The organism is Pseudophaeobacter sp. EL27 (assembly GCF_900313025.1).
Lineage (GTDB): Bacteria > Pseudomonadota > Alphaproteobacteria > Rhodobacterales > Rhodobacteraceae > Pseudophaeobacter.
The window spans coordinates 34,944-60,365 of the sequence record NZ_OMPQ01000008.1; the positions used below are offsets into that span (position 1 = coordinate 34,944).

General features: G+C 60.8%; 18 protein-coding genes. 7 read left to right on the forward strand and 11 right to left on the reverse strand.

The genetic code is table 11. The features are described from left to right. Positions 1–59 precede the first annotated feature (59 nt). Positions 60–569, forward strand: a complete 510-nt coding sequence (locus ED661_RS04750; RefSeq protein ID WP_122072802.1) for a thioesterase family protein — start codon at positions 60–62, stop codon at positions 567–569. Between the two features lie 100 nt (positions 570–669). Here the strand turns inward: ED661_RS04750 and ED661_RS22075 are convergent, their stop codons facing one another. Then, the gene (locus tag ED661_RS22075; RefSeq protein WP_216822433.1) at positions 670–2,058 is read right to left on the reverse strand and encodes a hypothetical protein; all 1,389 of its coding nucleotides are present in this window, start codon (positions 2,056–2,058) and stop codon (positions 670–672) included. Between the two features lie 367 nt (positions 2,059–2,425). Between ED661_RS22075 and ED661_RS04760 the strand changes: the two genes are divergently transcribed. Further along, positions 2,426–3,439 (forward strand): hypothetical protein, encoded by a 1,014-nt coding sequence (locus tag ED661_RS04760; RefSeq protein ID WP_122072803.1) that lies wholly within the window; start codon positions 2,426–2,428, stop codon positions 3,437–3,439. A gap of 84 nt (positions 3,440–3,523) precedes the next feature. Here ED661_RS04760 and ED661_RS04765 read toward each other — a convergent pair whose 3' ends face one another. Both ED661_RS04765 and ED661_RS04770 read right to left on the reverse strand, forming a co-directional pair. Beyond that, positions 3,524–4,666, reverse strand: a complete 1,143-nt coding sequence (locus ED661_RS04765) for an acyl-CoA dehydrogenase family protein (RefSeq protein ID WP_122072804.1) — start codon at positions 4,664–4,666, stop codon at positions 3,524–3,526. Continuing rightward, the gene (locus ED661_RS04770; RefSeq protein WP_122072805.1) at positions 4,650–5,348 is read right to left on the reverse strand and encodes a TetR/AcrR family transcriptional regulator; all 699 of its coding nucleotides are present in this window, start codon (positions 5,346–5,348) and stop codon (positions 4,650–4,652) included. Before ED661_RS04770 ends, ED661_RS04765 begins: the two co-directional genes overlap by 17 nt. A 103-nt stretch (positions 5,349–5,451) precedes the next feature. On the opposite strand from ED661_RS04770, the gene ED661_RS04775 reads away from it, so the two are divergent. Continuing rightward, entirely contained in the window at positions 5,452–6,246 is a 795-nt protein-coding gene (locus ED661_RS04775) for a TIGR03084 family metal-binding protein (protein ID WP_122072806.1), read from the forward strand. Between the two features lie 224 nt (positions 6,247–6,470). On the opposite strand, the gene ED661_RS04780 is transcribed toward ED661_RS04775, so the two are convergent. After that, positions 6,471–7,352 (reverse strand): 2-dehydro-3-deoxygalactonokinase, encoded by an 882-nt coding sequence (locus tag ED661_RS04780; protein WP_122072807.1) that lies wholly within the window; start codon positions 7,350–7,352, stop codon positions 6,471–6,473. Between the two features lie 768 nt (positions 7,353–8,120). Between ED661_RS04780 and ED661_RS04785 the strand changes: the two genes are divergently transcribed. The 3 genes from ED661_RS04785 (at position 8,121) to ED661_RS04795 (ending at position 11,615) form a co-directional block, all read left to right on the forward strand. Beyond that, positions 8,121–8,747, forward strand: coding sequence for a sugar transferase (locus ED661_RS04785; RefSeq protein ID WP_254054771.1), 627 nt, complete (start codon positions 8,121–8,123; stop codon positions 8,745–8,747). A gap of 216 nt (positions 8,748–8,963) precedes the next feature. After that, positions 8,964–10,181: a CpsD/CapB family tyrosine-protein kinase gene (locus ED661_RS04790; protein WP_122072809.1), complete on the forward strand. Its 1,218-nt coding sequence runs from the start codon at positions 8,964–8,966 to the stop codon at positions 10,179–10,181. 153 nt (positions 10,182–10,334) lie between these two features. Next, a complete protein-coding gene (locus ED661_RS04795) occupies positions 10,335–11,615 on the forward strand; it encodes a DUF874 domain-containing protein (protein ID WP_122072810.1) in 1,281 nt (426 codons plus the stop codon). 68 nt (positions 11,616–11,683) lie between these two features. Here the strand turns inward: ED661_RS04795 and ED661_RS04800 are convergent, their stop codons facing one another. Further along, positions 11,684–13,051: an oligosaccharide flippase family protein gene (locus tag ED661_RS04800; protein WP_122072811.1), complete on the reverse strand. Its 1,368-nt coding sequence runs from the start codon at positions 13,049–13,051 to the stop codon at positions 11,684–11,686. Between the two features lie 259 nt (positions 13,052–13,310). Here ED661_RS04800 and ED661_RS04805 point away from each other — a divergent pair, with 259 nt between their 5' ends. Then, positions 13,311–14,522 (forward strand): glycosyltransferase family 4 protein, encoded by a 1,212-nt coding sequence (locus tag ED661_RS04805; RefSeq protein WP_122072812.1) that lies wholly within the window; start codon positions 13,311–13,313, stop codon positions 14,520–14,522. Between the two features lie 200 nt (positions 14,523–14,722). Here ED661_RS04805 and ED661_RS04810 read toward each other — a convergent pair whose 3' ends face one another. The 6 genes from ED661_RS04810 to ED661_RS04835 are packed head-to-tail and all read right to left on the reverse strand — an operon-like array spanning position 14,723 to position 25,422. Further along, positions 14,723–15,601: a glycosyltransferase family 2 protein gene (locus tag ED661_RS04810; RefSeq protein ID WP_122072813.1), complete on the reverse strand. Its 879-nt coding sequence runs from the start codon at positions 15,599–15,601 to the stop codon at positions 14,723–14,725. Continuing rightward, positions 15,598–18,123 (reverse strand): hypothetical protein, encoded by a 2,526-nt coding sequence (locus ED661_RS04815; protein WP_122072814.1) that lies wholly within the window; start codon positions 18,121–18,123, stop codon positions 15,598–15,600. The genes ED661_RS04810 and ED661_RS04815 overlap by 4 nt, the downstream gene beginning before the upstream one ends. Then, positions 18,123–19,085, reverse strand: coding sequence for a hypothetical protein (locus ED661_RS04820; RefSeq protein ID WP_122072815.1), 963 nt, complete (start codon positions 19,083–19,085; stop codon positions 18,123–18,125). Before ED661_RS04820 ends, ED661_RS04815 begins: the two co-directional genes overlap by 1 nt. Before the next feature lie 3 nt (positions 19,086–19,088). After that, entirely contained in the window at positions 19,089–19,775 is a 687-nt protein-coding gene (locus ED661_RS04825) for a 4'-phosphopantetheinyl transferase (protein ID WP_122072816.1), read from the reverse strand. Further along, positions 19,772–24,406, reverse strand: a complete 4,635-nt coding sequence (locus tag ED661_RS04830) for a MupA/Atu3671 family FMN-dependent luciferase-like monooxygenase (protein ID WP_122072817.1) — start codon at positions 24,404–24,406, stop codon at positions 19,772–19,774. The genes ED661_RS04825 and ED661_RS04830 overlap by 4 nt, the downstream gene beginning before the upstream one ends. Next, the gene (locus ED661_RS04835; protein ID WP_122072818.1) at positions 24,403–25,422 is read right to left on the reverse strand and encodes a glycosyltransferase family 2 protein; all 1,020 of its coding nucleotides are present in this window, start codon (positions 25,420–25,422) and stop codon (positions 24,403–24,405) included. The genes ED661_RS04830 and ED661_RS04835 overlap by 4 nt, the downstream gene beginning before the upstream one ends.

The window sequence follows — 25,422 nt, forward strand, 5'->3', positions numbered from 1 at the left end:
CTTTCCCGAAGCCCTCATGCGGTGCATCAGGTGCGCAGAGTTCAATGAGGGTGGTTTGCATGACGACAGATTCAATTGGTGGCCATGATGGCCCCTATGCCGCGCCAATTCTGGTGGCGGAGCAGAGGGTCTTGCCGGAGTGGATCGACTACAACGGCCATATGAACGTGGGCTACTACGGGCTGGCCTTTGATCGGGCCATCGACCAGTTGTTTGACCAGCAGCTGGGCAATGGCGAGGCCTTTGTGCGTGCCGCAGAGCAGGGGCTGTTTGTCCTGCAATCCAGCATCCAATTCCTGCGAGAGTTGAAACAGGGGCAAAGTTTCTCCGTGCGTTTCCAGCTGTTTGATCACGATCACAAACGGATCCATTTCTGGGCCGAAATCCAGGCGGAGGGTCAGATCTGTGCCACTCAGGAAGTCTTGGCGATGAATGTTGATCACGCCAGCAAACGCGCGACGCCGTTCCCCGACTGGCTGCAGGCGCGACTGACGCAGATGCAGGCTGATCACAATGCGCTTGCGCGTCCTGCCCAACTCGGGGCCAAGATTGGCATTCGACGCGGCTGAAGGCTAGCTGCCGTACTTTCTGGTGTTCTCTGCAGTGGCGGATAAACAAAAGGGGGCGCTATGAGACGCCCCCCTTAGGTTCAGTAGCAGTGGCTGCGCGTTAGACGATGCAGTCGCTTTCCATCTCGTCCTCTCGGCAGTCCTCAGCGGGGTCTTCAACCGGCTGGTTCATCAGTGCCATAATTTCCTCAGTGCCTGGCGCGCCGGTGTCTTGGGCAGTGTCAGAACCACCTGATGGGGCGGTATTGGCTGCGTACCAGGTTTCCAGGCCTGCATCCGAAACCCCGCCATTGGCATAACTGCTGCTGTCTGAGGCCGCTGCAGCCGGGTCATAGCCACCAGACAGCACATCCTGGCTGCCATCCGGGTTACTCACCACCAATGACATCGAACTGAGGTCAATATCATCAAGTGTCAGGCCAGAGTCGGACCAGAGGGTGAAATTGGCGTTGTTCACTGTGCCGTCGGTACTGTCAGCCGCTTGGCCAAACTGCACCATGCCGTCGTAGTTTTCTGGCACAGTGGCGCCATCGTCCAGGCTGTTGACCGCATTGGCTTCTGCCGCGTGGCCGGTAACGGGCAGGGCGTTTTCATCCGGGAAGAAGTTCAGCCCATCGACAGTGGCATCATCAGACATGTTGAAGAACAACCCGTCGACATCGGCCACTTCGCCGTCATAGGAGGTTGGCTCCAGTTTGATAAAGAGCTGCCCCTGCGGCGTCTGGGTCACTTCGACTGTGACGCTGGGATCGCCATTGCCGCCGATCTCGAAGCTGACTGAGGTTTTGCCGTCCGTTCCACCATCGCCACCGTCACCTGTGCCACCTGTGCCGGAACCGCTCGTGCCGGAGCCACCTGTGCCGGAGCCACCTGTGCCGGAGCCACCTGTGCCAGTGCCACCTGTGCCAGTGCCACCTGTGCCAGTGCCACCTGTGCCAGTGCCAGCTGTGCCGGAACCGCCTGTGCCAGATCCACCTGTGCCGGAGCCGCCCGTGCCAGATCCGCCCGTGCCGGAGCCGTTTTCATCCTCGTCCCGGTTGCGATCCTGCCACCACTTCTTTTTGCCCCAACGGCCATGCCCGCCGCGACCGCCTCCGCTGCCGCAGCCATCTTTACCAGATCCGCCGGTTCCTGAACCACCTGTGCCAGATCCGCCTGTACCGGATCCACCCATACCAGATCCGCCAGTTCCTGAGCCGTTTTCATCCTCGTCTCGGTTGCGATCCTGCCACCATTTCTTTTTGCCCCACCGGCCATGACCACCGCCCGTTCCACCGGTGCCACCAGTGCCGGAGCCGTGGTCGTCGTCACGCTGCCAATGTTTGCGACCACCACGGCCGCCAAAGTGGTTGGAGAGCTTGTCACTGTACCAGCGATCAAATCCACCATCGCGCACGCCGCCGTCATGGTAGCTTTTGCTTTGGCAGGCACTTTTGCCGCCCCAGGCAGAACGTCCGCCACCCCAGTTAGAAAAATGTCCCCAGCCCATACTCAGCACCTCGCAAAAAGTCTTTCAAAGCCGCAGTGGAGCCCACGCGGCAAACGCATCCAAACCAAATAAAGTGGCGCTGAATTTGAGCCAAGTTTTCGCCGCATTTAGGGCAAATTTGCTGTATTTTGCTTTCATTTTCGAAACAAAACACATCCGGGTTGAGGGACTGTTCCTGAATTTGCGGTGAAGAGCCAACCCGACTCACCCAGAGGGTACCAAGGCAGCAAATGTTTGGCCAACCCCGCCATGTCTGTCCCATCAAGGCGACGCGTTCTCTCCTGAAAATTGCCATCTTCTGCACCTAAGGCGTTACCAAAGATGCCCGGATTGCAGGTGGTCCAGGAACAAGGAGAGGGTGGAGACGATGGCGGACGGAAGCTTTGATGAACGCGCGGCCTATATCGTCGCAAAAGCACAAGAGACTCTGGGAGAGGCTCCGGACCGGATCACGACGCCGGGCGGTAAATCCCGTTCTTCCATGCGATTGCATTTTGGCGAGGACACCGCGATTGCCACCCTGCGCGACAATTTTCGTCGCACCCATCTGGAGGCCTATGTGCTGGAAAAGCTGGGCCCGCATTGCGATGACATCCCGAGGGTTCTGGGCGTCAACGATGATGTGTTGTTCCAGTCCGACACCGGCGAGACCCGTCTCAGCAGCGAGGTCATGGAGCATGGGGCTGGTGACCAGGTGGAACTGGCAGCAGAGGCCTGCGCTGCGATCTTTCGCATCCATGCCGCCGCGCGCCAGACCGATCTGGCAGAGATGTTGCCACACCTAGGTTCCAACCGGGATTGGATCATCAATCTGGTGGGCTCCGTGGATGCTTTGCAGGCTTATTCCATGGGTATCCCCAAAGAGTTTGACTTTGTCGCCGTTGCGGAACGTATGGATCAGCCGGGGCGGCAGTTCCTGAAATGGGATTGTCGGGCAGGCAATGCCGCTATTGGCGACGATGGTTTTGTCCGCTGGTTTGACTTTGAATATGCAGGGCTGCGCCACGGTGCCGAGGATTTTGCCTGGCTCATCGCTGATGAGACCTGGCCGGTGGCGCCGGACAAGATGGCCGATGTGATGATCGACACCTTTGATCATGGTGCCGGCTATGACATCGCTGATTACCTCGATTACCTGTCGGTCTATACCAGCCTGCATGCGGTGCAGCGGCTGAAATTGATCCAGAAAGAGGTCAAGAAACGCGGCTGGCTCAGCAAGCGGCGGGTGATCAAATATGATGACGCTGGGGTACATCCTGACTATGCGCGCCAGCTATGTCGGGTTGGCGCCTATTATGCGGCGCAGTCAAAACTGACCGCGCCATTGACCCGCAATTTTGAGGCCGCCGGACGGGCCTTCAAGGCAATTGCAGAGGGCTAAGCGCCCAACCGGATAAGGGCAGAACCCGCCCACCGGGGGGCGGACGGGGGTTACACAGGGAGTGTTTTCAGCCTCGCTTCAGGATTATAGCCCCATCTGACGCACGGCGAGGTCGTGCATGATCTCTTCCGATCCACCGCCGATGGCCATGACCTTGACCTCCCGGTAGATGCGCTCGACCCGATTGCCGCGCAGATAGCCGGCACCGCCGAGGATCTGCATCGCCTCAGAGGCGCAGTATTCGCAGGCCTTGGTGGCAAAGAATTTGGCCTTGCTGAGCTCTGCCACTGGCATCTCGCCCTGGTTGACTTGCCAGCAGATCATCCGCAGCGTCGCCTCAACCGCGTCAATGCGGGCCGACATCTCGGCGATCTTGTGGCGGATCACCTGATGGCGGATCAGTTTCTTGCCAAAGGTCTCGCGCTCCTGCGCCCAGGCAATGGCGTCTTCCAGGCAGGTCTTCATCATGCCCAGAACCCCGGCAATCAGGCTGATGCGCTCCATATTGAAATTGTTCATGATGGCCAGGAAACCTGTGCCCTCTTCGCCCATCATATTGCTGGCAGGCACGCGCACCTCGTCCAGAAACAGGGTGGCCTGGTCCGAACACCACCAGCCCATCTTGCGGGTCAGGGCCGAGCGGGAGAAGCCCACGGTATCAGCCTCGACAAAGAACAGGGAAATGCCCTCCAACCCCGCTCCGCCAGTGCGGGCGGGGATGACAAAATAATCCGAGGTCATGCCGCCGGTGATGAAGGTCTTGGAGCCATTGATCACCCAATGGTTGCCATCGCGCCGTGCTGTGGTTTTGAGGTTGGCCACATCCGAGCCGCCGCCGGGTTCCGTCACCCCCAAAGACGAGCCTTTGCGCCCGGAGAGGATTTCGGGCAGCACCCGTTCGCGGATTTCATCGCAGGCCAGTCGGGCGATGGGTTCAACGGAGATGGTGCGCCCGGCCAGGGCAGCGGTGACACCGCCGGCGCCACAGCGGGCCAGCTCTTCGCTATAGGCCACGCGCAGGAAACAGTCGTCAAAGCCCAGGCCGCCGAATTTCTCATCAATGCCAAAGCCCCAGACACCAAATTCGCCAATCTTCTGGTGCAGCTCCCAGGGAACCTCCCCGGCTTCGTCCCAATCGTCGCAATAGGGTTGGATTTCTTTTTCCACAAAGCTGCGGATATTGTCGCGAAAGGCGCGATGTTCCGGCGTTTCAAATGGGTTCTTCATCTGTCTCTCCCTGCAGGCTGCGCGCGGACATATGCGGCGCCATGATGCGGCCAAATAGCTCGACCATCTTTGTTATGATTTTTGGATCCCGCTCATAGGGAACCTGGGTGTGCAGCCCCCGCATGAAACTACGGCAGATCGACCAGAGCAGCGCCAGCTCATCCTCATGGCCCGCGGCGGCCTGATAGAGATTGGCGATATTACGGTTGAACTCGTCGTTATAGGCGTGCAGCGAGGGGCTGATCCGCTGGCTCAGATCCTCGTCAGTGCGCGCCGCCACCAGGATTTCCATCAGCGCGCGCCCCTCACGGGTGTTGATCACCCGGCTCCAGAGCGCGTGCAGCTGGTCTTGCAGGTCATCACTGGCCTCGGAGGGACGCAGCAGATTGGCCTCCTGATCACCGGGGCGTGAGGGGCCGCGCACCGGTGCCAGAAGATGTTCGAGGGTTTTCACCATCATTTCCTCTTTGGAGGGGAAGTGATGGGTCAGCGCCCCGCGCGACACGCCCGCGAGGGTCTGCACCCGATTGATCGAGCACTCCGAATAGCCAACCCGGTCCAGAGTGGTTATGACCGCGTCAAAGATCTTGCCCCGAGTACGGGCGACACGGGCCGGATTACCCCGCATCAGCTGGTCGTCATCCGAGGTGACGTTCGGTTGGTCTTTGGTTCCTCTGTGCATCGGCCTATCCTTTTGGTGAATCGTAAAACAGAACGCTTGGTCTGTTCAATTGCATGAATGCGTTGCCGACGCAGCGGCATTTGTCCGAGGGAGGAAAGAAAAGATGCAACAAGCCGAAGATTTTCGCGCCGAAAGCCAGGCGCTGGCGGCGGTGCTCCAGGATTTGCCGGAGGCGGATCTGCACCGGGTGACCCTGTTCAAGGACTGGACCATTGATCATGTGCTGGGCCATCTGCACCTGTTCAACGTGGCAGCAGAGACCTCGCTCAAAGGGGCAGAGGATTTTGGGGCGTTTATCACGCCGATCGTGCAGCAGATGCAATCTGGCAAGTCGATCCTGGAAAGCCAGTTCGGCTGGTTGGATGGGCTATCGGGACGGGCCCTGTTTGAAGCTTGGTACGCAGGGGCAGAGAGCTGTGCCGATGCCTTTGCCCAGGCGGATCCCAAAGCCCGGGTGAAATGGGTGGGGCCGGATATGAGCGCGCTCAGTTCGATCACTGCGCGGCAGATGGAGACCTGGGCCCATGGCCAGGAGGTCTTTGATCTGTTGGGCGTGGAGCGGCAGGAGCAGGACCGCATTCGCAATATCGCCCATCTCGGGGTTTCGACCTATGGCTGGACCTTCATCAATCGCAAGGAAGCGGTTCCTGACCCCGCACCCTATGTGGAGCTGACAGGTCCATCGGGGGTGGTCTGGACCTGGAATGAGCGGCAGGAGGACAACCTGGTACGCGGCGCGGCAGTGGAGTTTGCTCAGGTGGTGACGCAGGTGCGCAACATCGCAGATACCGGGCTTGAGACCGGGGGAGCGACCGCTGCAAGATGGATGGATGTTGCCCAATGTTTTGCCGGTCCTGCTGAAACGCCACCCGCAAAGGGCGTGCGCTACAAGGCCTGAGGCCGAGCACGGGCTGAACCCTTCTTTAGGTGTGGTGGCCTGGACCAAAGAAGGGGGGCGCTCCCGCGCAGATTTATCTCCTTTGGGAGATTGCATCCCCTTGGGCCCAGCGCCGCCGCCCTAGCGGGCGGCGGCGCGGCACCGTGAGATGGCTAAGGTACTCTTCACTGTGGGTCTTGAAGTGAGATCGGCCTTGGGGGGAGAGGTGAGGGTCTCACGCAGACCTAGGTGCTGGCAGAGGTTCCTGTGCTCCGCCGCCAAGCCTGCTTTAACCCCTCTAAGGCCATCCGATCGGGCTGTGCCTGGGTGACCGGCAGGCCCTGGGCGGCGAGAGCGGCCAGATAGGGGCTGGCGAGGTGATCCGGGGCGATCAGCGCCATGTTCTGCCCCAACCAATAGGCCCGCGCGGCAGCCAGCTCGGCGCCAAGCAGATAGCCCCAAAGCAGGCCTGCGGCTTCGGGTTTATTGCTGTCTTTGGTGTTTTGATCCGCGACAAGCAGGCTGGCGCGCAGCTCTGCCAGCCGGGAGGCCAGTCGCTCGGGGCGGGACATCGTATCTGCAACGGCCTGGGCAAGGGCGCTTTCGGACCAGCTGGCAGGCAATGCCAGAGAGCTTGCCAGAGTGGAGTAGAGGCCGGTTGTCAGGGTGCTTTGAAAGCTGACAACCTCAGCGGCGCTGACCTGCACCCAATGGGTGACCTCGCCGGGCAGGCAGATCACCCCATCCCATTTGGGATTAAGCGCCAGAAAACCAGCGATCTGTGCGTTACCATGTTGCATCAGCCCTGTGGGGTTTTGCTGCTGAAACCCGAGAAGGGCCTGGAGTTGCCAGCCGTCCAGATCCAAGCGGCTCAGGTCCAGGTCACCGGGCTTGGCGGGAACCGCAACCGTTGAGGAGGCGGACATCAGGCCACAAACCAGAACCGGAGTGGATTTTGACACCTGGGCCTGATGCAGCGCCGCTGACAGATCTTGCTCTGGGCTGGGATGCGCGCGCGCGATACTCTGGTGGTGCAGCATCTCTCCGGCTGCGAGGCTCCAAAGGGTTACTTCATGGTCGCCAATCAAAGCGGCGGTCCAGTGTTTCTGGCTGTGTGATGCGCACATTGTCAGGCGACCTTTTGTGGGTTTTGTGTTGGGAGGCGGGTTTTGCCCCAACCGGTGCTGAGCACCGATATATCTGTGGTGTCATACTGCTGTCGGTCGCGGGTTTCAAACCGCCAGTGAGGCGGGGCTTTGAGACAGGCCATTGAGGGCGACCCTTAAAGCGGCCCGTTAGAGTAGCCAATGGGGGCCGGAACCAGGACGCATAAGCGGCCTGCGGGGCCACGGCATGAGAGAATCAGGCATTTTGAGGTCGAAAACATGAATGAGTTTTTGTGGTTGCGGCGGGTATGCGCGACAGTCCGTGACCCAAGGGTTGTATTGTTTCCCCTTTTGAGCCGCTGAGGCCCTTTTTTGCCTCAATTCCTAACCTTTGGTTATAATTCCTAACAATTTGATTAGATATATTCTGGTCACGGAATGCTGTAGCTTGAACAAGCCGCAGGGGTATCCAACCCAGGCATTCAGCGGGGCGAACCATGTGGGGGCATGGTTCGGCAAAACCCAGAACGTGATGATATTGCCCGCTTCGCTGCTGTTGCGGGGTTCGAAAGACTATCGAGCTGAGGTTCCGGGATTTTCCCGGAGCAAGAGCTGCGAGCGCATGGGGTGACGATGAAAGATTTCGTATCAAACGCAACAGAGCAGGCTTTGACTGCTCCTGGCTTGACCTTGACCGGCTTGACTGCCGGAAGATCCTCTTTGATTTGTGCTGCTTCCCCCGTTTCAGCATCTGATGCTGCCGGAGCAACGATCAGTCAGGCCCTTGCCATGGCACGCGGGAAAAACTCTGGCTACGCCGTGGTTGGGAAACGGGTGCTGGATTTGCTCTTGGTTTTGCTGGCGCTGCCTGTTGCCCTGCCGATTATCCTGCTGTCTGCCTTGGTGCTTTGGTTGGAAAGCGGCTTGCCCTTTTATAGCCAGGAGCGTCTTGGCCAGAAGGGCAAGCGTTTCCGTATTATCAAACTGCGGACCATGGTGCGTGATGCGGATGCACGTCTGCAGGACCATCTGAACAGCGACCCCGAGCTGCGCCACGAGTGGGAAACAACGCAAAAGCTCAAATCCGACCCGCGGATTACCCGAGTTGGGCGGATCCTGCGGATGACATCACTGGATGAGCTGCCGCAGTTGTGGAATGTCATAACCGGAGAAATGAGCCTGGTTGGTCCGCGCCCGATGCTGCCCGAGCAACTGCCGCTTTATGGTGAGGCGAGTGCCTATTTTGCCGTAAAGCCTGGGATCACAGGGATCTGGCAGGTCTCCACCCGTAACGAGAGCAGCTTTGCTTCGCGGGCAAAAGCCGATGTGGACTATCTGGGCCATATGGGGCTGCAGCAGGATTTATCCCTTATCTGGCGCACCTTTGGTGTCGTTGCCAAGGGCACTGGTTACTAACCCAGATATGACGTCACTGCAGGCAGAAGGGCACTGGATATTAACCTCTATGCCTTTGACTGTGGGGGACTTTGAAAAGGCCCGAAAAGGGAGTGAGCCATCCCGCAGACACTTTGCAAAAGGTTCGGAAAACGGTGGGGGTAAATCCCCTCAAAGCGGGGCAGAACAGTCCCTGAATGTTAGGTTTGTGATGTTGGAATTGTCAGGAGATGACGCATGAAGCATTTTGCTGTATCAGCCTCTGATGGCACTCCGGCCCATAGTGAAACGCGCCCAGACTTCAGGGCGAAGGACTTGGGCAACACAGCGCCTGCCTTTGAGCCGGATGGTGAGGATCGCATGACGCAAAAGGGTTTCAAGACGTTCCGCCGCCGCAATGCGCAAGCGCGCCAGAAGCTGGACCTGCAGGACGACAACAATGCTGCTGACCTCAAGGCTGCGACGCCTGAAACCACTGTAAAGAGACAGCGCTCCCTGGAATCCGCTGCACCATCGGAGCAACCTGGCCCAGAGCCTGAGGCGGCGCCGCCAAAAGCTGCTGCTTCCACAACAGCTGCACCGTCGCCCCCCGCCTCAGCGGCTGTAAAACCACAAACGATCAAACCAGCAGCAATGTCGCGCCGTGAACCCGTTCGTGCTGCGCAGGTTAAACCGATGCTGGAGCTGGACCCGCAGGCGCGTGTTGATATCCCGCAGGAGCCCCCGGTGATTTTGCCAACCCGCTATGATCCCTGGTTGCAGATCCCTGAGGTCCCTTTTGATTTTCTGGGGCAAAAACCGTCACGCCTCCCGCTGGTCAGCGCCTTTCGGGCCTCGCCAACGGCGCGGGCCTTTGATTTGCTGCGCACGCGATTGCTGCACAGCCTCAAGGCGCATGGCTGGAAACGTGTCGCAATCACCAGCCCTTCGGCGGGTGGCGGCACCACTTTTTGTGCGGTTAATCTGGCGCTTAGCCTCGCCCGTGTACCGCAAAGACGCACCCTGTTGATGGACATGAACTTTCGCAACCCCGGTATGGCTGCGGCGTTGGGCATCCCGCCACATGGCGATATGGCAGCCTTCCTCGCTGGTGAAGTGCCAACGTCTGAGCATCTGCAACGACTGTCTGACACTCTGGCGGTGGGCTGCAATTGCCACCCTGATCCCAATGCCTCGGATATCCTGCATGACCGCCGTGCTGCGGATGTGATTTCCGCCACGATCGACGAGACCAGTGCTGATACGATTTTGTTCGATCTGCCGCCGGTGCTGGAGCATGACGATGTCACGGCTTTTCTGCCGCAGGTGGATGGGGTGTTGCTGATCTCTGATGGGGATCACACCACTGCGGCCGAGCTTGCGGCCTGCGAAAAGATGCTGGCGGGCCATGCGCCGCTGCTTGGCGTGGTGCTGAACAGGGCGCAACAGTCCGACAAGACACAGGTTACCCCCTAAAAATCCGCATCTCTCCGCGCGCGCGACCGGTCAAAGCCACAGTTTTGCCCGGTTGCTGTGTTGTAACGACGCGTGAATACATCCGCGTGTTCTCTGGCCTGTTGTGCCAAGGACTGGCAGGATGATAGATGTGACGACAAGGTGAGCTGACCCATGGGGCCGATTTTTTCGCTGGCAGATTTTCTGGACATGCTGCGTCGCCGCGCTGCGGTCATTCTGTATGTGGTGGTGGCGGGCAGTATCCTGTCGCTCTGGCTGGCGCTGAACCAACAGCATATGTACCACAGCGCCGAGGTCATCCAGGTCACCCGGCCAACCATTGCAGACGAGCTAGCCAAATCCACCGTCGAGGGCTCCTCTGCGCGGCGCATGCAATTGATCGAGCAGCGGTTGATGGCCCGTGGAACCCTGCTCGATATTATCGAGAAGTTTGGCCTTTATGCTGAACTGCCCAGCCTCACACCAACCGAAAAAGTGGTGATGCTGCGCAATGCGGTGAGTATCACCGGCGTTGCTGCGGTGCGCGAAGGTTTTGCTGATGATGGTACGATTTCGGTGCTGACCATCACTGCGATGCTGCCCACAGCAGAGCAGGCCCGGCAGGTGGCCAGCGAGTTTGGCCGTCGCACCATCGAGTTGAGCGTGAGCAGCCGGATTGCGCAGGCGCGTGAGACCCTGAGCTTCTTTGCCGAAAAAGAAAACGCTCTGGTCAGCCAGATCGCCAAGCTGGAAGATGAAATCTCGGCCTTTCACACCGCCAATGATGTGGCCCTGCCTGGCACCGCTGAGTTTCGGCGCAACGAGGTGGCGACCATAAACGAAGGCCTGTTAGATATCGAACGCGAAAAGATCCTGATCCGGCGTTCTGCCGATCAGGCCAGTGCCACCGAACGTCCGGCAACCGCCCGCCGCATGTTGGCCGAGGCTCAGGAACAGCTGGCCACGCTGGATGCGCAGCGTGACCTGTTGATCCAACGTAAAAACGAGCTGGAAGCCGCGCTGCAAACCACGCCTGAGGTGCAACGGCAACTGGGGGTCTACGCCCGGCAGATGCAATCGCTGCAAGGCGAGCTGGAGACCGTATCGACCCGTCGCAACGAGGCCGAAGTGGGCTTTCGTCTGGAAACCTCAGGCCAGGGGGAACGGCTGACGGTGCTGGAACCTGCGGGGCTTGCGGATTACCCCTCGACTTCGGCACGCAAAAACAAGGCCCTGTTGGGGGGCGTCGCCAGTGTGCTGGCGGGGCTTGCCTTTGCCTTTGTGTTGGAGCTGCGCGCGCCGGTGCTACGCTCTGCCGCGCAGATGGAACGCGAAACGGGCCTGGCACCGGTGGCATCGATCCCGGTTCTGGATACCAAGCCGCAGGGCCGGGGGCTGCGGGAGATTCTGCGCAACTGGCGGCGACTCTTGCCGCAGAAAATGGCGCGTCGCTGAGCAGGCTATCGCCCCAGCGCAGAACTACTCCGATGATCAGAGCTAATGATGGGGACGGGCTGCTGCCGCTAGGCCGCCAGCGGCGCGAACAGGGTCATGATCCGCTCCAGATGCCAGAACACTGCGCCGATGCCGATCAACCCGGCAATTATGGCAAAGCCCAGGTCATGCAGCGGATCCCAGGCCTGGTGTTTGACGGCCAACCAGACCAGAACCGGATAGGCCGCCAGCATCGACAGGCCCATGGCAAAAATGCCGCCGGGCAGGCCAAACCACATGGTGGCCAACAGGAACAAACTGGTCTGCAATAGGGCGCGACTGGCGGTAAAGACAAAAAACGCCCGGCTGTCCCCGGCCGCCAAAGCTGCCTGATCATAGGTCATGGTAATCACCGCAGGCACCAGCGCCAGCGAGATCATCACGATCATCGCTCCGGCCTGTTGATAGCGCGCATCATACAGCAGATCGACCAACCAGGGCCCGATCCAGGCCATCAGCAGCAACATCGACAGGATCGTGGAGGTCAGCCCGACCCGCAGCAGCCGCTGCTTGCGCCGGTTGGCGGGATCCGCCGTGATGGGCTTGTCGCGATACACCGGGATCATCAGCCGCTGGTTCACCGCATGGCCCAACAGCATCGGAAAACTGGCAAGGAAAAAGCCGATATTGTAGATGCCCAGAACCTCGAGCGAGACAAATTTGCCCAGGATCGCCCGATCCCCCTGAGAGGTCAGAAACCAAAAGGCTGTCGACAGGAAAATCCATTTGCCAAAGCGCACCAGCTCTTTCACGGATTTGGCCTCCCAGCAAAAACGGTTGCGCAGCCCCGGCAGGCCAAAATGGGTGAGCGCCAGTTTGGCGGCAGCTTGAAGCACGCCCCCCAGGACCAGCGCAATCACCGAGCCGCTGATCCAGGCCAAGAGTACCATGGAACCGACACCAATCACCTGTGCGCCCAGATCCAGCAGAGTGACACGGCCCACCAGCAGATGGCGATGGGCGGTCTCAATGCGGGTGGGGTTGAAGCCGGCTATGGCCAGGCCAATGCCGGCAATCGGCAGGTAATACAGCAGCTCGGGCACCTGATAGAACCAGGCCATCGGCCAGGCCAGTGCCAGGGTTAGCGCCCAAAGGCCAAAGCCGCGCAGCACCTGAATGCTCCAGGCGGTGTTGAGAAAATCCGGATCATCGCCACGGCTGTTCTGCGCGATGGACGGGCCTATGCCAACGTCAGAGAACAGCGACAGCCCCACCGTGACCACGGTGACCAGCGCCATAAGACCAAAAGCCTCGGGGAAGAGCAGCCGCGCCAGCAAAAGATTTGCCGCCAGCCGCAGCGCCTGGCTGCCACCATAGCCGATCATCATCCAGGAGGCTGAGCGCAGCACCCGGGCCATCAATCCCTGTCCGGCAAAGTGAAGGGTCAGCTGTTTCATGTCATCTCCGGTTGGTCTGCTCTGATTTGGCCCGCAAATCAGCCCCATTTGGTCTAGGCTAGGCAGCGGTTGAGAGGGCGTCAATTGCCCCCTCTCATAGATCGCCTTCCATGGGGTTTTTCAGCGGTCGGGGGCAAACAATCTTGCTGGAAAGGGCGCATTGAGGTGGTTTTGGTGACAGGTTGCTGCGGCCTCTAGGCAAGTGCGAATAGAGCAGCTACCCTAGGCAAAACCGGTAGGCTGACAGGAGTATAGGCCTTTGAAAATTGCTTATGTTCTGAACAGTTACCCGCAGCCTTCCCATAGTTTTATCCGCCGTGAAGTGCAGGCGCTGGAGCGTCAGGGGATCGCTGTGTTGCGGCTGGCCATGCGGCCAGGATCATCACCTTTGGTGGACCCAGGTGATCAGGCTGAGGCCTCTAAAACCGAGTATGTCTTGCAGATGGGGATGCTGACATTGTTGCTGGGGCTTTTGCGCCAGGCGCTGGGCGCGCCGCGTGGCTTTTTGCAGGGCTTGAGCCTGGCAATGCGCCTCGGCAGGGTGTCGCAGGTCGGGGTGCTGCGACATCTGATCTACCTGGCAGAGGCCAGCTATGTGGTGGCGCGTTGCAAGGCCGAGGGCGTAGATCACATTCATGCGCATTTTGGCACCAATGCCACCGCCGTTGCCCTGCTGGCGCAGGCGCTGGGCGGGCCGGGGTATAGTTTCACCACCCATGGCCCGGAAGAGTTTGACGCCCCTGCCTCCCTGTCGCTGGGAGAGAAGATCAACCGGGCGCGTTTTGCTGTGGCAATCAGCAGTTTTGGCAAAAGCCAACTCAGCCGATGGGCCGATTTTGGCGCCTGGGATCAGTTGAAAGTGGTGCATTGCGGTATTGAACCGGCAAAATTCGCAGATCCTGCACCGCTGCCGGAGGGCCCCCTGCGGCTGGCGGCTATTGGTCGCTTTGTGGAGCAAAAGGGGCAGATGGTGTTGGTGCGGGCCATGGCAGAGGTGGTGCAGTCCCGGCCAGAGGTGCAGCTGGTGCTGATCGGCGATGGCGAGATGCGCGCGGATCTGGAAGCGGCAATTGCCGCAGCCGGGTTGCAGGGTAATGTGACCTTGACGGGCTGGTTGTCAGAAGCAGGGGTGCGGGCAGAGCTGGCGGCATCGCATGCGCTGGTGATGCCCTCCTTTGCCGAAGGTCTGCCCATGGTGGTGATGGAGGCCATGGCTGCGGCCCGCCCTGTCCTGGCGACCTTTATTGCCGGCACCCCGGAACTGGTGCTGCCGGGAGAGACCGGCTGGTTGGTTCCCGCTGGTGACGCGGGGATCCTGGCAGAGGCTATTGTTGAACTGACGCAGGTTTCCCCCGAGTGTTTGGCAGCAATGGGCGCGCTGGCACGGGAGCGGGTGCTGGAGCGCCACGACAGTGATATTGAAGCGGGCAGGCTGGCAGACCTGTTCCGGGCGGCCTGCCAAGAAGACTAAGCGGGCTTTTGGCTTGGGCTGACAGGTGGCTTGGGGCCCTACTGATAAGGTTGATCCAGCGGGCGCAGCCACCAAGGGGGGGCTCCCGCGCGCTGAGAGTGTTTCTGACGAAACCATCACATCCCTTGGGCCCGGCGCCGCGCTGACGCGCGGCGGGGCGCGCCTGTTGCAATCTTGCGTATCATTGATGCGCCTGCGCGTTAGCGCCCGCGGGTCCAGCGTTGCCTACTACGGAACAGGGGCGACTTTACGGCCAGGGAAACCAGAGCGTAAGCGGCAAACCCGATAGGATCTTGTCGCAAGAAACCGAAGAGTTGGCGCGGTGACAGCGAGAGCTTGTCATCATTGGCCAGAAGTTCAGGATATTTCTCGCTCAGCTCTGCCACCCCGGCATTCTGACGCCGCCTGACCCGGGTGAGATTGCGAAAGCCTTCGACCATGGGCCAGGCGTAGCGGGCCGAGAGTTTGATCCGTTCATCCGGCGTGAATGAAAGCCGGGCAAAGGTATCATCGGCAATAATATCAGGCCAGCTTTGCCAGCGGGCGCGCCCTGCGCGGTTCATCGCAAAGAGACCAAAGCCAGGGGTGCCCTTCTGGACAAAGGGCAGGCGCATCCAGAACCGGCCATAGGCGCGGGTCAGGCGGCTGTCTGCGCGGCTGAGTGTGGGGGTGCCGCTGGCATAACGGGCCTCTGGACAGTCGAGCGCGGTGGCAATTTGGCCGACTAATTCTGGCTCCAGGGTGACATCGGCATCCAGATAGATTAGGACCGCGCCGCGTGCTTCAGCATCGCCTGCGTTCAGGGCTTTGAGCTTGTTGCCCTCGGGCAGGTCAAAAACCCTGAGCTGCCAATGGGATGGCACGGTTTGGGCGGCGGCAAGGCTTGCGGTGGCATCAGAGCAGCCATTAGCCAGCACCAGGGCCTCGCCCAACATCCCCTCGGGCAATTCAGAGGCAAACAATGTGGTGAGACAGGCGGCGATGTAACCGGCCTCGTTATGGGCGGGGATCAGAACACTCACCTGCGGTGGAGAGGTCGCGGGGGCGGTATTGGTGTCTGGCGCAACCAAGCTGCTCATTTCACCGCCTCCAATGCGGACCAGCGGGGATTGTCATCACTGAGATGACGCAAAGCCCCCCAGCTGCCCCATTTACCAGGCACCGCTACATCCGCATAGGCGCCAAACAGACTGCCGCCAAGCTCCTGCCAGCCGCTGAGCAACTCCGCATAAAGCGTGCCCATCTCAGGCGTATAGTTGAAATGAGTGAAGAACCCGGTGAGCAGCGCGTCCTCGGCAATGGGGCCAATGCCAACCACATGGCTGCCGCCCTCATACATTACCAGATTTAGCCCATGCTGATCCGCCACCGCTCGGTGATAGGGCAAAACCCGCCCCAGCAGATCGCTTAACGTATCGGTATTATCGCCAGTGACCAGCCCGTCAGTCAGCTCAGCTGCGGCTTGAACGCTGGCAATATCATACTGATGGTCGGTAAAAAATTGCTCAGCTTCGGCGCCACGCAGGCCCCGGGCCGCAGCGGCGTCGCGGGCGTGCTGCTGGCTGTCGGCGATCCAAGCCCGCAGGATGGGCGCCCGTTCTTGCAGCCCTAGAATGCCGCCAAAATAGCCGGTCACCGCATAGGCGTCAAAATAGCTGGCGGGGGGCTGACGATCGGCAGCCTCCGCGACCCAAAGCGGCGCTGTCAGGATCTGTTCTTCCAGACCCAGCCAGCCAGTCTGGGTGGACATGACCCGCACCAAGCGCGCGGATGATGCCGCGCCGAAGACATGGGTCCAAATTTGCGCGACCTCCGCGGCGCGGCCACCGTAGAACTGCATCCACAGGTCGCGGCCTCCCCAGCGGGTCTGCGCCTGTTCATCTGCCCATTTGGCTTGCTCAAACTGCCAGTTCCAGACCTCGTTGGAATACTCCACATAGGTCTTTAGATCAAAATCCAGCCCTGCCTCGACCGCGCGGGCGAAATTGCGGATATAGCTATCATCTGCGCGGTGAGGCATGTTGAACCAGGCATCCGTCCCGAGCTCATTTACCAGCGCCAACATGACCTCCAGTGGTACGCCCTTGCGGGCCCAAGTATAGTCGCTCACCTGTGGGCGATCTTCCCAACCAATAAGGGGGGAGTCATTGGTGCCCATCCAATCCATGAACCGCAGCACCTCAAACCCGTCCAGAATGGTCAGCCAAATGGGGTTGAAGACCTCACCAGCAGCATAAGCCTCCAGATGTTCCTCTTTGACCACGGTGATATTGCGCGGGTAATCTCCCGCCTTGCCTATGCGCTGCAGCCGGATCTCAACCGGGCCGGGACCGGGGGTAAAGTCAAAGGAGACCTCGCCCTGCCCATAGCGCTGATTGCGCGCCCGGCCAGAAACTTCAACAATGCCCTGACCTTCAAAACGCAGCACATAGCGCCCCGCAAGGCTCTGCGCAGTCTCGGGCAGATCGGTCAGGATCACCGTGCCGATGGAGCCCAGCTCAGGCGGCAGGGCGGTGGGCCAGCCCTCCGGGTCCAGATAGCCGGCCGCCGCCAGATCCGCCTCGCTGGCGCCCCCCCATTGGCCAGGCAGATGCCCGACCCAGGGGCGTGCGGTTTTGAAATGATCCAAAAAGGGCGCCTGTGGGCTCCAATCGGCCACTGGCATCAGGTTCATCGCAATGGGTTGGCGGTTCAGGGAGGGCAGTGTCGGATCCTGTAGTGGCAGTTCTTCGGGGAACGGGCTGTTGAGCCGGGCGAGTTCCGGCTCTGCAGGCAGCGGATCCGGGTCGAGAGGCAGTGCGGGGGAAGCCCTTTCCGTGCCACCAGCAGCACTCCAGGCAAGGCTTTGCAATTGCCGCGCCAAAGTCTGCGAAGGGGCCTTATAGGCTTGGCCCCAGCGGTCCTGTAGCTGGTAGGGTAGCCCCTGCGGGTCCTGCCCGGTCAGGACCGCATATTGCACCAGACTTAAGTAATAAAACCCCAGCGCATTGGGGTGGATATCGTCGGAAAACACTTGTGAAATTGAGTGCAGCCCTGGCAGGGTGCCTGCCTGAATGGCATCATCCAACCGGGCCAGGGCCTGACCAGCAGGCAGCAGTTTTACGGTGCCGCCCGTGGCCTCATTGACCTCATCCACCAGCGCTTGCCAGCGGGGCAGATCCTGCTCCAGCCGGTCTCGCCAGGGGGTTGCGGCCCCCTCGTCAAAGGGCACGTCGGTGCCGGTGCCACTGTTGAGGCTGTGCCAGGTCTCTTGCAGGTAGAACTGCACCTCCGGGTTTGCGGTGCGGGCCAGCTCGTAGAACTGGGTTACGGAGGCCTCAGAATTGCTCCACTTCAGGTGATTGGCCAGGGGGATGGCCTCGGTGACGATCACTGCATCCACCGGGGCAGCCAGTCTTGCGCGGGCATTGATGCCCTCGGCACTGTCGGCGTGCTGCCAATTGTAGCTCAGCGGTGCGCCATTGATGATCTGCGCCTCCACCTGAACCGGCTGGGCGGTTGTTTGTTCCGCCAGCAGCTGTTGCAGCATCTGCGGATTATCCGGTCCAAACAGGGAATGCCCCACCATCACTACCGAGGTGATCAGCGTCTCTAGGTTCATCAGCTGCCGCTCCCCCGCGTTCCGGCGAGTGTTGCCTGTGCGGCTGCTGCCAGCCCGGTGCGTGGCTGCGCCAGGAGGGTTTGCCAGACGATTTGTTGCACCTCTATTGCTGCCTGCTCAGACAGGTGCTGCGCGGCGCTGCCATCGGCGCGGGTCAGGCGGTGCGGCAGGCCCAGGGGATCGCGCTGATAGAGCACCGAAAAATGGGTGAGCGCCACCACGTAACCCCCCAAATCATTGATATGGATGGTGTCCAGGTCTCCGTCGGAGTTGCGGGCAAAGAGATCCTCGCGCGAGCTCAGCCCGTCGATTTTTCCTTCCTCGGCAGCGCCGGCAACGGCGGCCATGACCTGTCCTGCGGGGATCAGATAAGCGGGTCGGTCGGGATTGCTTCGACTGTCAGCCCCGGAGAGTTTTTGCAGCCAGAGCACTTCCAGATCGCCATGAATACGGGCCTCCCAGCCCTCGGGGTCATTCAAATGATGCCAGGTCTCGTACAGGAAAATCCGGGTCTGAGGGCTGCCAGCCCGGGCCAGATCGGCCCAGCGTTGGAAGTAGTCCGCCCCGTCAAAATAGCGGATGGCATCGTGCAGTTCGACCATCTCGGTCAGCACCACCGCGTCATAATCGCCCGAACCGATGGCTTCGCGCGCGTCGCGATAGGCGGGGGGCTGGTTGGTGATCTCAAAGTCGAGGATCGCCAGTTCCGGCTCCCAATGCTGTTTCAGACTGGTGCCTGATCCCAGCTGGCTGTTCCAGCCATGCCCCTGGGGGGCCAGCTGTGCCAGCATATGGGGCATATCCGGTCCTACCAGCGAATGGCCAAGGTGAAACACCCGCAGTGCACCCTCAGGGACTGGCAGCACTGGCACATCTGGCAGCGGATCGGGGGGCAGCCAGCGGCTGAGCGGCCAAAGAGCAGCAAGGGCAGGCAAGGCAAAAAGGGCACGACGTGACATCATGGATCAGCCTCGCAGCTCTGCCGTGGTGACAATCACCCCGGCACCAATGGCAAAACGCCCCGTGATGTGATCACCACAGTTGAAAGGGGGCTGGTCGGCACAGAACCGGGCAGAAAAACGGCTCTCGGCCAGATTGAGTGTCAGCTCCATGCCGTCAAACCCGTAATATCTTTCGCTGACCGTGAACTGGCATTTATAGGCGGCCTCTTTGGCGGAAAACACCAGTTTGGCCAGCTGCCCCGGATTAGTCTGCTGGCGCAGCCAGTCTTGCTCCTGGGGCGAACAGATCGCGGGCCAGAGTTCATCCGCCAGCGGCTTGTCCTCTTCCACATCAATGCCGAGGCCCCGAATCTCTCCCTTCTGAGCGACCACGGCCATGGCGCAGCTGCGGGTATGGGTGATCGATCCCACCAGCCCTGTGGGCCAGATGGGCGCGCGGTTTTCGGCCACGGGAATGGCGACGGGGTCCTGCCCCAGGAGCGCCATGGCCTGATGCGCGGCGGCACGTCCGGCGGCAAATTCGCGGCGGCGTTTATCAACCGCGCTGGGCGACAGGCAGGCGAGTTCCGCAGCAAAGGGCGCGGGCGGATCCGCCAGCGGGTTGACCAGCGCCAGGGCGACATCATCTGCGAAGAGCGGCCGCACCAGGGTGAGCCGCTCCATCTCTTGTGTGGAAAGTTCTGCTGTCATCCTGCCCGTGCTTTGCGGTTTGCCCGCATCGCCCGCCGTTTCGACATGGTGTCGGATTTGGCGGCCTGTGCGGCCTCGTCTTCCACCGGATCATCGGGCTTTGTGCCTCCGCCCGCAAGGGCTTCGATATGGGCCGCAAGACCCGCAAGGGTGGGGAAGCGGAATATGTCGGTGATCGACAGTTTGGGCGCCTCCAGGGCTGCGCGGATGTCGCGGTGCGATTGCACCGCCAGCAGCGAATGGCCACCCAAGGCAAAGAAGTTGTCCTGTGCAGCAATACCTTCGACCCCCAGGATCCGCGACCAGATCTTGGCGATCTCTGCCTGTACCCCGGCGCTGAGTGGCACGATGGTTGCGGCGGAGGTCTCATCGCTGCTTGGCGCCACCGTTTTGGGATCGGGCAAGGCTTTGCGGTTGATTTTCTTGTTTGGTGTCAGCGGGAAGACTGCAAGCGCCACCAGTCGAGAGGGCACCATGACAGCTGCAAGACGACGGCTCAGGTCTTCTTTGATTGCTTCCAGATCGGCTGGTTTGGCTGTGTCTTGGGTGACGTAGCCGACCAGCTGTGTATCCTCGCCTATGCGCCGTTCCACAACCACCGCACCGGTGACATTGGGCTGGCTGGCCAGGGCGGCTTCGATCTCGCCCAGTTCAATGCGCTGGCCGCGAATTTTCACCTGATGATCGGTGCGCCCCAGGAAGGCCAGCTGGCCATCCGGAGTCCAGCGCACCAGATCCCCGGTGCGATAGAGCGCGTTCTCCGCAAGTGGCAGCTGCACAAACCGATCTGCGGTCAGTTCTGGCCTCTGCCAATAGCCCGAGGTCACACCCATGCCACCAATATACAGCTCTCCTGCTGCCCCCATTGGAACCGGGTTCTGGGCTGCGTCCAGCACATAGACCTGGGTATTGGCCAGCGGCGTGCCGATATCCGCCACGCCAGCCGGCAGGCCTGTCAGGGTTGTCGAGGTCGACCAGATGGTGGTTTCCGTCGGGCCATACATATTGTGGATCTGCGCAGGGGTGGCCTCGCGCAGCACCCCAACCAGATCGCCGGGCAGGGCCTCACCTCCGACCAGCAGATGTTTCAGCCGCCCCATGACCATGCGGGCTTCATCATCCTGTACCAGCATCCGCGCCATGGAGGGGGTGCATTGCATATGGCTGACACCGTGGCGCATCATCTGCGCCGACAGCGAATAGTCATCCGCCGCCAGTTCCTGCGGGGTATTGGCGCGTTTCAGCACTTCGGCCAGCGGCTTCAGCCCCTCCAGCACCACATCGGGCGCAATGCCATAATCGATCAGGCAGGCGATCTCATCTACGCCGATGCGTTTCAGCTGCTCGGTCCGCGCCAGCGCATCCTCGACAGTGCCAAACAGGCCCGATTCCTCAAAATAGCGCTCAAAAGCGAACTCCAGAATGGCTTCCAGCTCATCCGCGCTGAGCGCGTCCAGCTGCATGTCAAAGGCATTATTGACCCCCTTGGGCCGCTTGAAGGCCGGGAAGGCCCAGGCATATTGCTTGATGAGGCCAGCGGCCGAGCGCAGGTAATCCTTCATCGGTTCGCGGGCGATACGGCGGGACTCCTCGCGGGTTTCGGCCAGATAGCTGTGCAGCATCAGCGTGACCTTGAAATCCGCCGGATCGTGACCGGCAGCGCGCAGGGCATCGTGATAGATGCGGATCTTGCCGCCCACTTCCTCGATGCTTTGCCCCAACAGATGGGTCAGCACATTGGCGCCAATTTCACCCGCCTCGCGCCAGGTATCGGGGTTGCCAGCGGTGGTGACCCAGACCGGTAGCTCGCGTGAAACCGGACGTGGCTGGGTGACAACCGCATGAGTTGATCCATCCTTGCGGGGGAATTCCACCTCTTCGCCGCGCCAGAGTTTGCGCAGGGTCTCGATGCACTCATACATGGCCGGTTTGTTGGCAGGGGGCGTGTTTTCCGGGCGCAGCACAAAATCATCTGGCTGCCAGCCCGCCGCGATCCCCAGACCAGCGCGGCCATTGGTGAGGTTGTCGATCACCGACCATTCCTCTGCCACCCGGGCAGGATGGTGCAAAGGCGCGACGCAGGAGCCTGCCCGCACACTCAGGTTATTGGTGACAGCGGCCACCGCGGCCCCGGTGACCGAAGGATTGGGATAGGGGCCGCCAAAGGCATGGAAATGGCGCTCGGGCGTCCAGACCGCGTTAAAGCCATGGGCATCAGCAAATTTGGCGCCTTCCAGCAGCAGGTGGTATTTGCGCGGACCGGGGCCGTCGTCATTGCCCCAGTAGAACAGGTTGAAATCCATCTTCCTGTCCGAGATGGCGATGGGCCCGTTGGACAGCTCAAGCCGGCTTTCGTCGCTGGAGAGCACCAGTTTGAAACCCCGCGACAGGGTCCAGAACAGCTCCAGTACCGAGATATCAAAAGAGAGCGAGGTCACCGCCAGCCAGGTATCGCCCGCCTTGTGGGGAATACGCGCATCCATGGCGGCAAAGAAGTTGGCAACATTGTCCTGACGCACCATGACGCCCTTGGGGGTGCCGGTAGAGCCGGAGGTATAGATCAGATAGGCCAGATCCGCGCCACTGGCAGCGCTGGTCACATTCTCTGACACAGCTTCGGTGACCGGGAGGCTGTCTACGGTGACGATTTCAGCCTGGGTTGCAGGCAGTTCACCGCGCAGGGCCTCCTGGGTGACGACAACGCTGGCCTGGCTGTCGCTGAGGTAATGGGCAATCCGGTCACGCGGGTAGGCGGGATCCAGCGGCACATAGGCGCCCCCGGCTTTGAGCACCGCCAGGGCGCTGACCATCAGGTCGGCCGAACGTTTCACATAGACGCCCACATGGGCGCCGGGCTTGACGCCGGTGGCTTGCAGGCGGGCGGCCAGGGCATTGGCGCGGGCGTTCAGGCCTTCGTAGCTGTAGCTTTCCCCCTCAAACACCAGGGCGGTGGCCTTGGGCGTGCGGGCAACCTGGGCCTCAAATGCCGCTTGAATGGTGGTCTCTGTTGGCAGATCTGTCGCAGTCTGGTTCCAGTCTTCCAGCAGCAACTTACGTTCGGATTCGGGGAGGATTGAGAGCTCTGACAGGGGGCAGCCCGTGTCCGAGGTGAGGTGAGATGCGATGACACCCAGTGAGTGTTCAAGCCGCGCGGCGAGCAGCTCCGCGGCCCGAGCTTCCAGCTGGGTGTCATCCACATGCAGCGCCAAGGCGCCCTCAATCAGCGAAACAGTAAGGATGCAGCCTGGCAGGGCCGCATCTCGATCCGCTGTAAACCCGATCCCCGGCATGTCCTGCGCCGAGAGCTCTGGGGCGCGGGCCACCAGATCTAGGGCAAAACCGCCAAACCTGCGGGCCTTATCTATATCTGTGTCTATCTGAGTCGCTAAAAGGTTAACAGACAAATCGCGTGTTGCCCGCAGGGGAATCCAGTTGGAAACCACCTCTTGGGCATTGTCCATGTCATTCGGTGTGGCAAAGGCGATATCCGCCTGATCCGCGCCAGTGCCCAACAGGGCCCAGGCCAGGGTGCTGGCGACAATCTGCGCCTCTGTGAGGTCCTTGCCCTGGTCTTTTGGCAGGGTCAGCGCATAGCGCGTAACGCCGGCAGGTCGGGTGGTTTTGCCCGCCAGCGGTGTTGTGACCGGCTGCATGGAGGCCAGTGCAGCGCGCCAATGGGATTCGCCCCCTTGGGATTTTTTCAGCGCGCCGCCAACCGCTTGCGCTGCCTCTGGGCTGAGCGCGGGCAGCTGCTCGCCGGTGGCAAACAGAGCAGGCAGGTCCAGTTTTTCACCGGCGAGGCTGGTAATGTCCTCCAACGCGATAGCCGCATCAGCAGTGGCGACCGTGACCACGGCGCCAGTTGCTGAGAGCAGAGTCCCTGTCGGGCCGCGGCCCTCAATGGGGGTGGCCTTGCCCACCCGCAGAACCTGATCGGACAGCAAGAGTTTGGCGCAGCCAAGCGGGTTCCAATAGGCGCCATAATCCAAGCCCCGCACCAGACGGCTCAGGCTTTGGCTGGTCTGAGAGAAGTCCAGAATGGCGCCGGCGGCCGGGCGGTGATCCTTGGCAAAATAGCTGCGCTGGGACAGATCCTGCGGCTGACGGTGCAGATCATCTGCGCTCAGCTGGTCCAGGACCTCGCCAAAGCTGTCCATGGCGGCGGCGTAGCATTTGGAGTTGAGGCTGAAGGCAGTCTCCTCCTCGGCAATGTCGAACAGGCGCTGGGCGAGGATATCACCCTCGTCGATGCCGCCCTCCATCACATGCCAGGTGATGCCGTGCTGAGCCTCACCTGCCATCAGCGCCCAGTTGGGGGTATTCAACCCGGCATAGCCTGGCAGGGGCCCATCGTGGAAATTCACAGCACCTTTGCGGGGCAGGGCCAGAACGGGCTCGGGGATCACCCGCAGGTTGGCAATCGAGAGCAGCCAGTCAAAACCGCCCTCAAGATCCGTGAGGATGTCGCCGGGGGCATTTAAAACGGGCAGCTCTTTGCCCTTTGCCCAGGTGCAGATATCGCTGTCGGTCGAGACCACGGCCTTGATCTGGTGCCCACGGGCCAGCACGGCTTCGGCGCAGCCGACCAACAGGGATTCATTGCCGATGACAACACAGGAAAATTGGCTCATTTTAGGTCCTCCGAAACCGGGGAGTGAAGGCGCGTTTCACTTAGGGGTGAAGGCCCGCGCGACGCAGGCGCAGGCGTGAGAGCATGAGAGATCAGGTCTCTCAGGAAATGATCGGGATCGGCCTGCGGCTTGCCCTGGATCAGGCGGCGCAGCCCGTAAAGGCAGGTGCCGGTTATGCGGGCCAGTGTCGCCAGCGCGGCATAGGCACCCCCATGGGATTTGGTGAAGTAATGGCTGCGTGACTGGAACCAGTAGGTGGGCGTGCGCTGCCAGTCTTTCATGCCGGTAGAGGCAGATCCGAGGTGTTCGATCTTGCTATCGGGCACATAATGGGTGCGCCAGCCCGCGCGGGCGGCGCGGCGACACAGATCGGTTTCCTCAAAGTACAAAAAGAAAGTCTCGTCAAAGCCGCCGATCTCTTCGATCACCGGGCGGCGGATCATCAGGCTGGCACCAGCGGTCCAATCCACCTGGGTTTGAACCTGCGGCATCTCCATGGCCACCACCCAGGGGTGCAGCAATCGGGTAAAGATCCCGGTGCGCGCGGCCATTTCAAATTCGCCGGCAATCGAGGGAAAGCGAAAGGCGGTACGATGAGGCGTGCCATCTGTGCCATGCACAAAGGACCCCGCCAGCCCGGCACCGGGATGATCGGCCAGAAAATCGCGCAGGGTGCGAATGGTTTCGCCCTGCACAAAGGCGTCTGAATTCAGCAGGTAATAGTAATCCGGGGCAGAACCATCCGACAGACCGGCGGCAAAGCCGATGTTCATGCCAGCGCCAAAGCCGCCGTTGACCCTGGATTGCAGCAGTCTGATCTTACCACTGTCCTGCCAGCCACGTTGTGCCGCACCGGCCTGGAGTGCCTCCCAGGAGCCATCATCAGAGCCATTGTCGATCACCAGAACCTCACCGCAGAGATCCTCCATCTCAGCCAGTGCCGCCTCGGCGGATCTGAGGGTCATCTCAGGGGTACGGTAGTTCAGGATAATGGTGAGAATGCTGCCTGTGCTCAT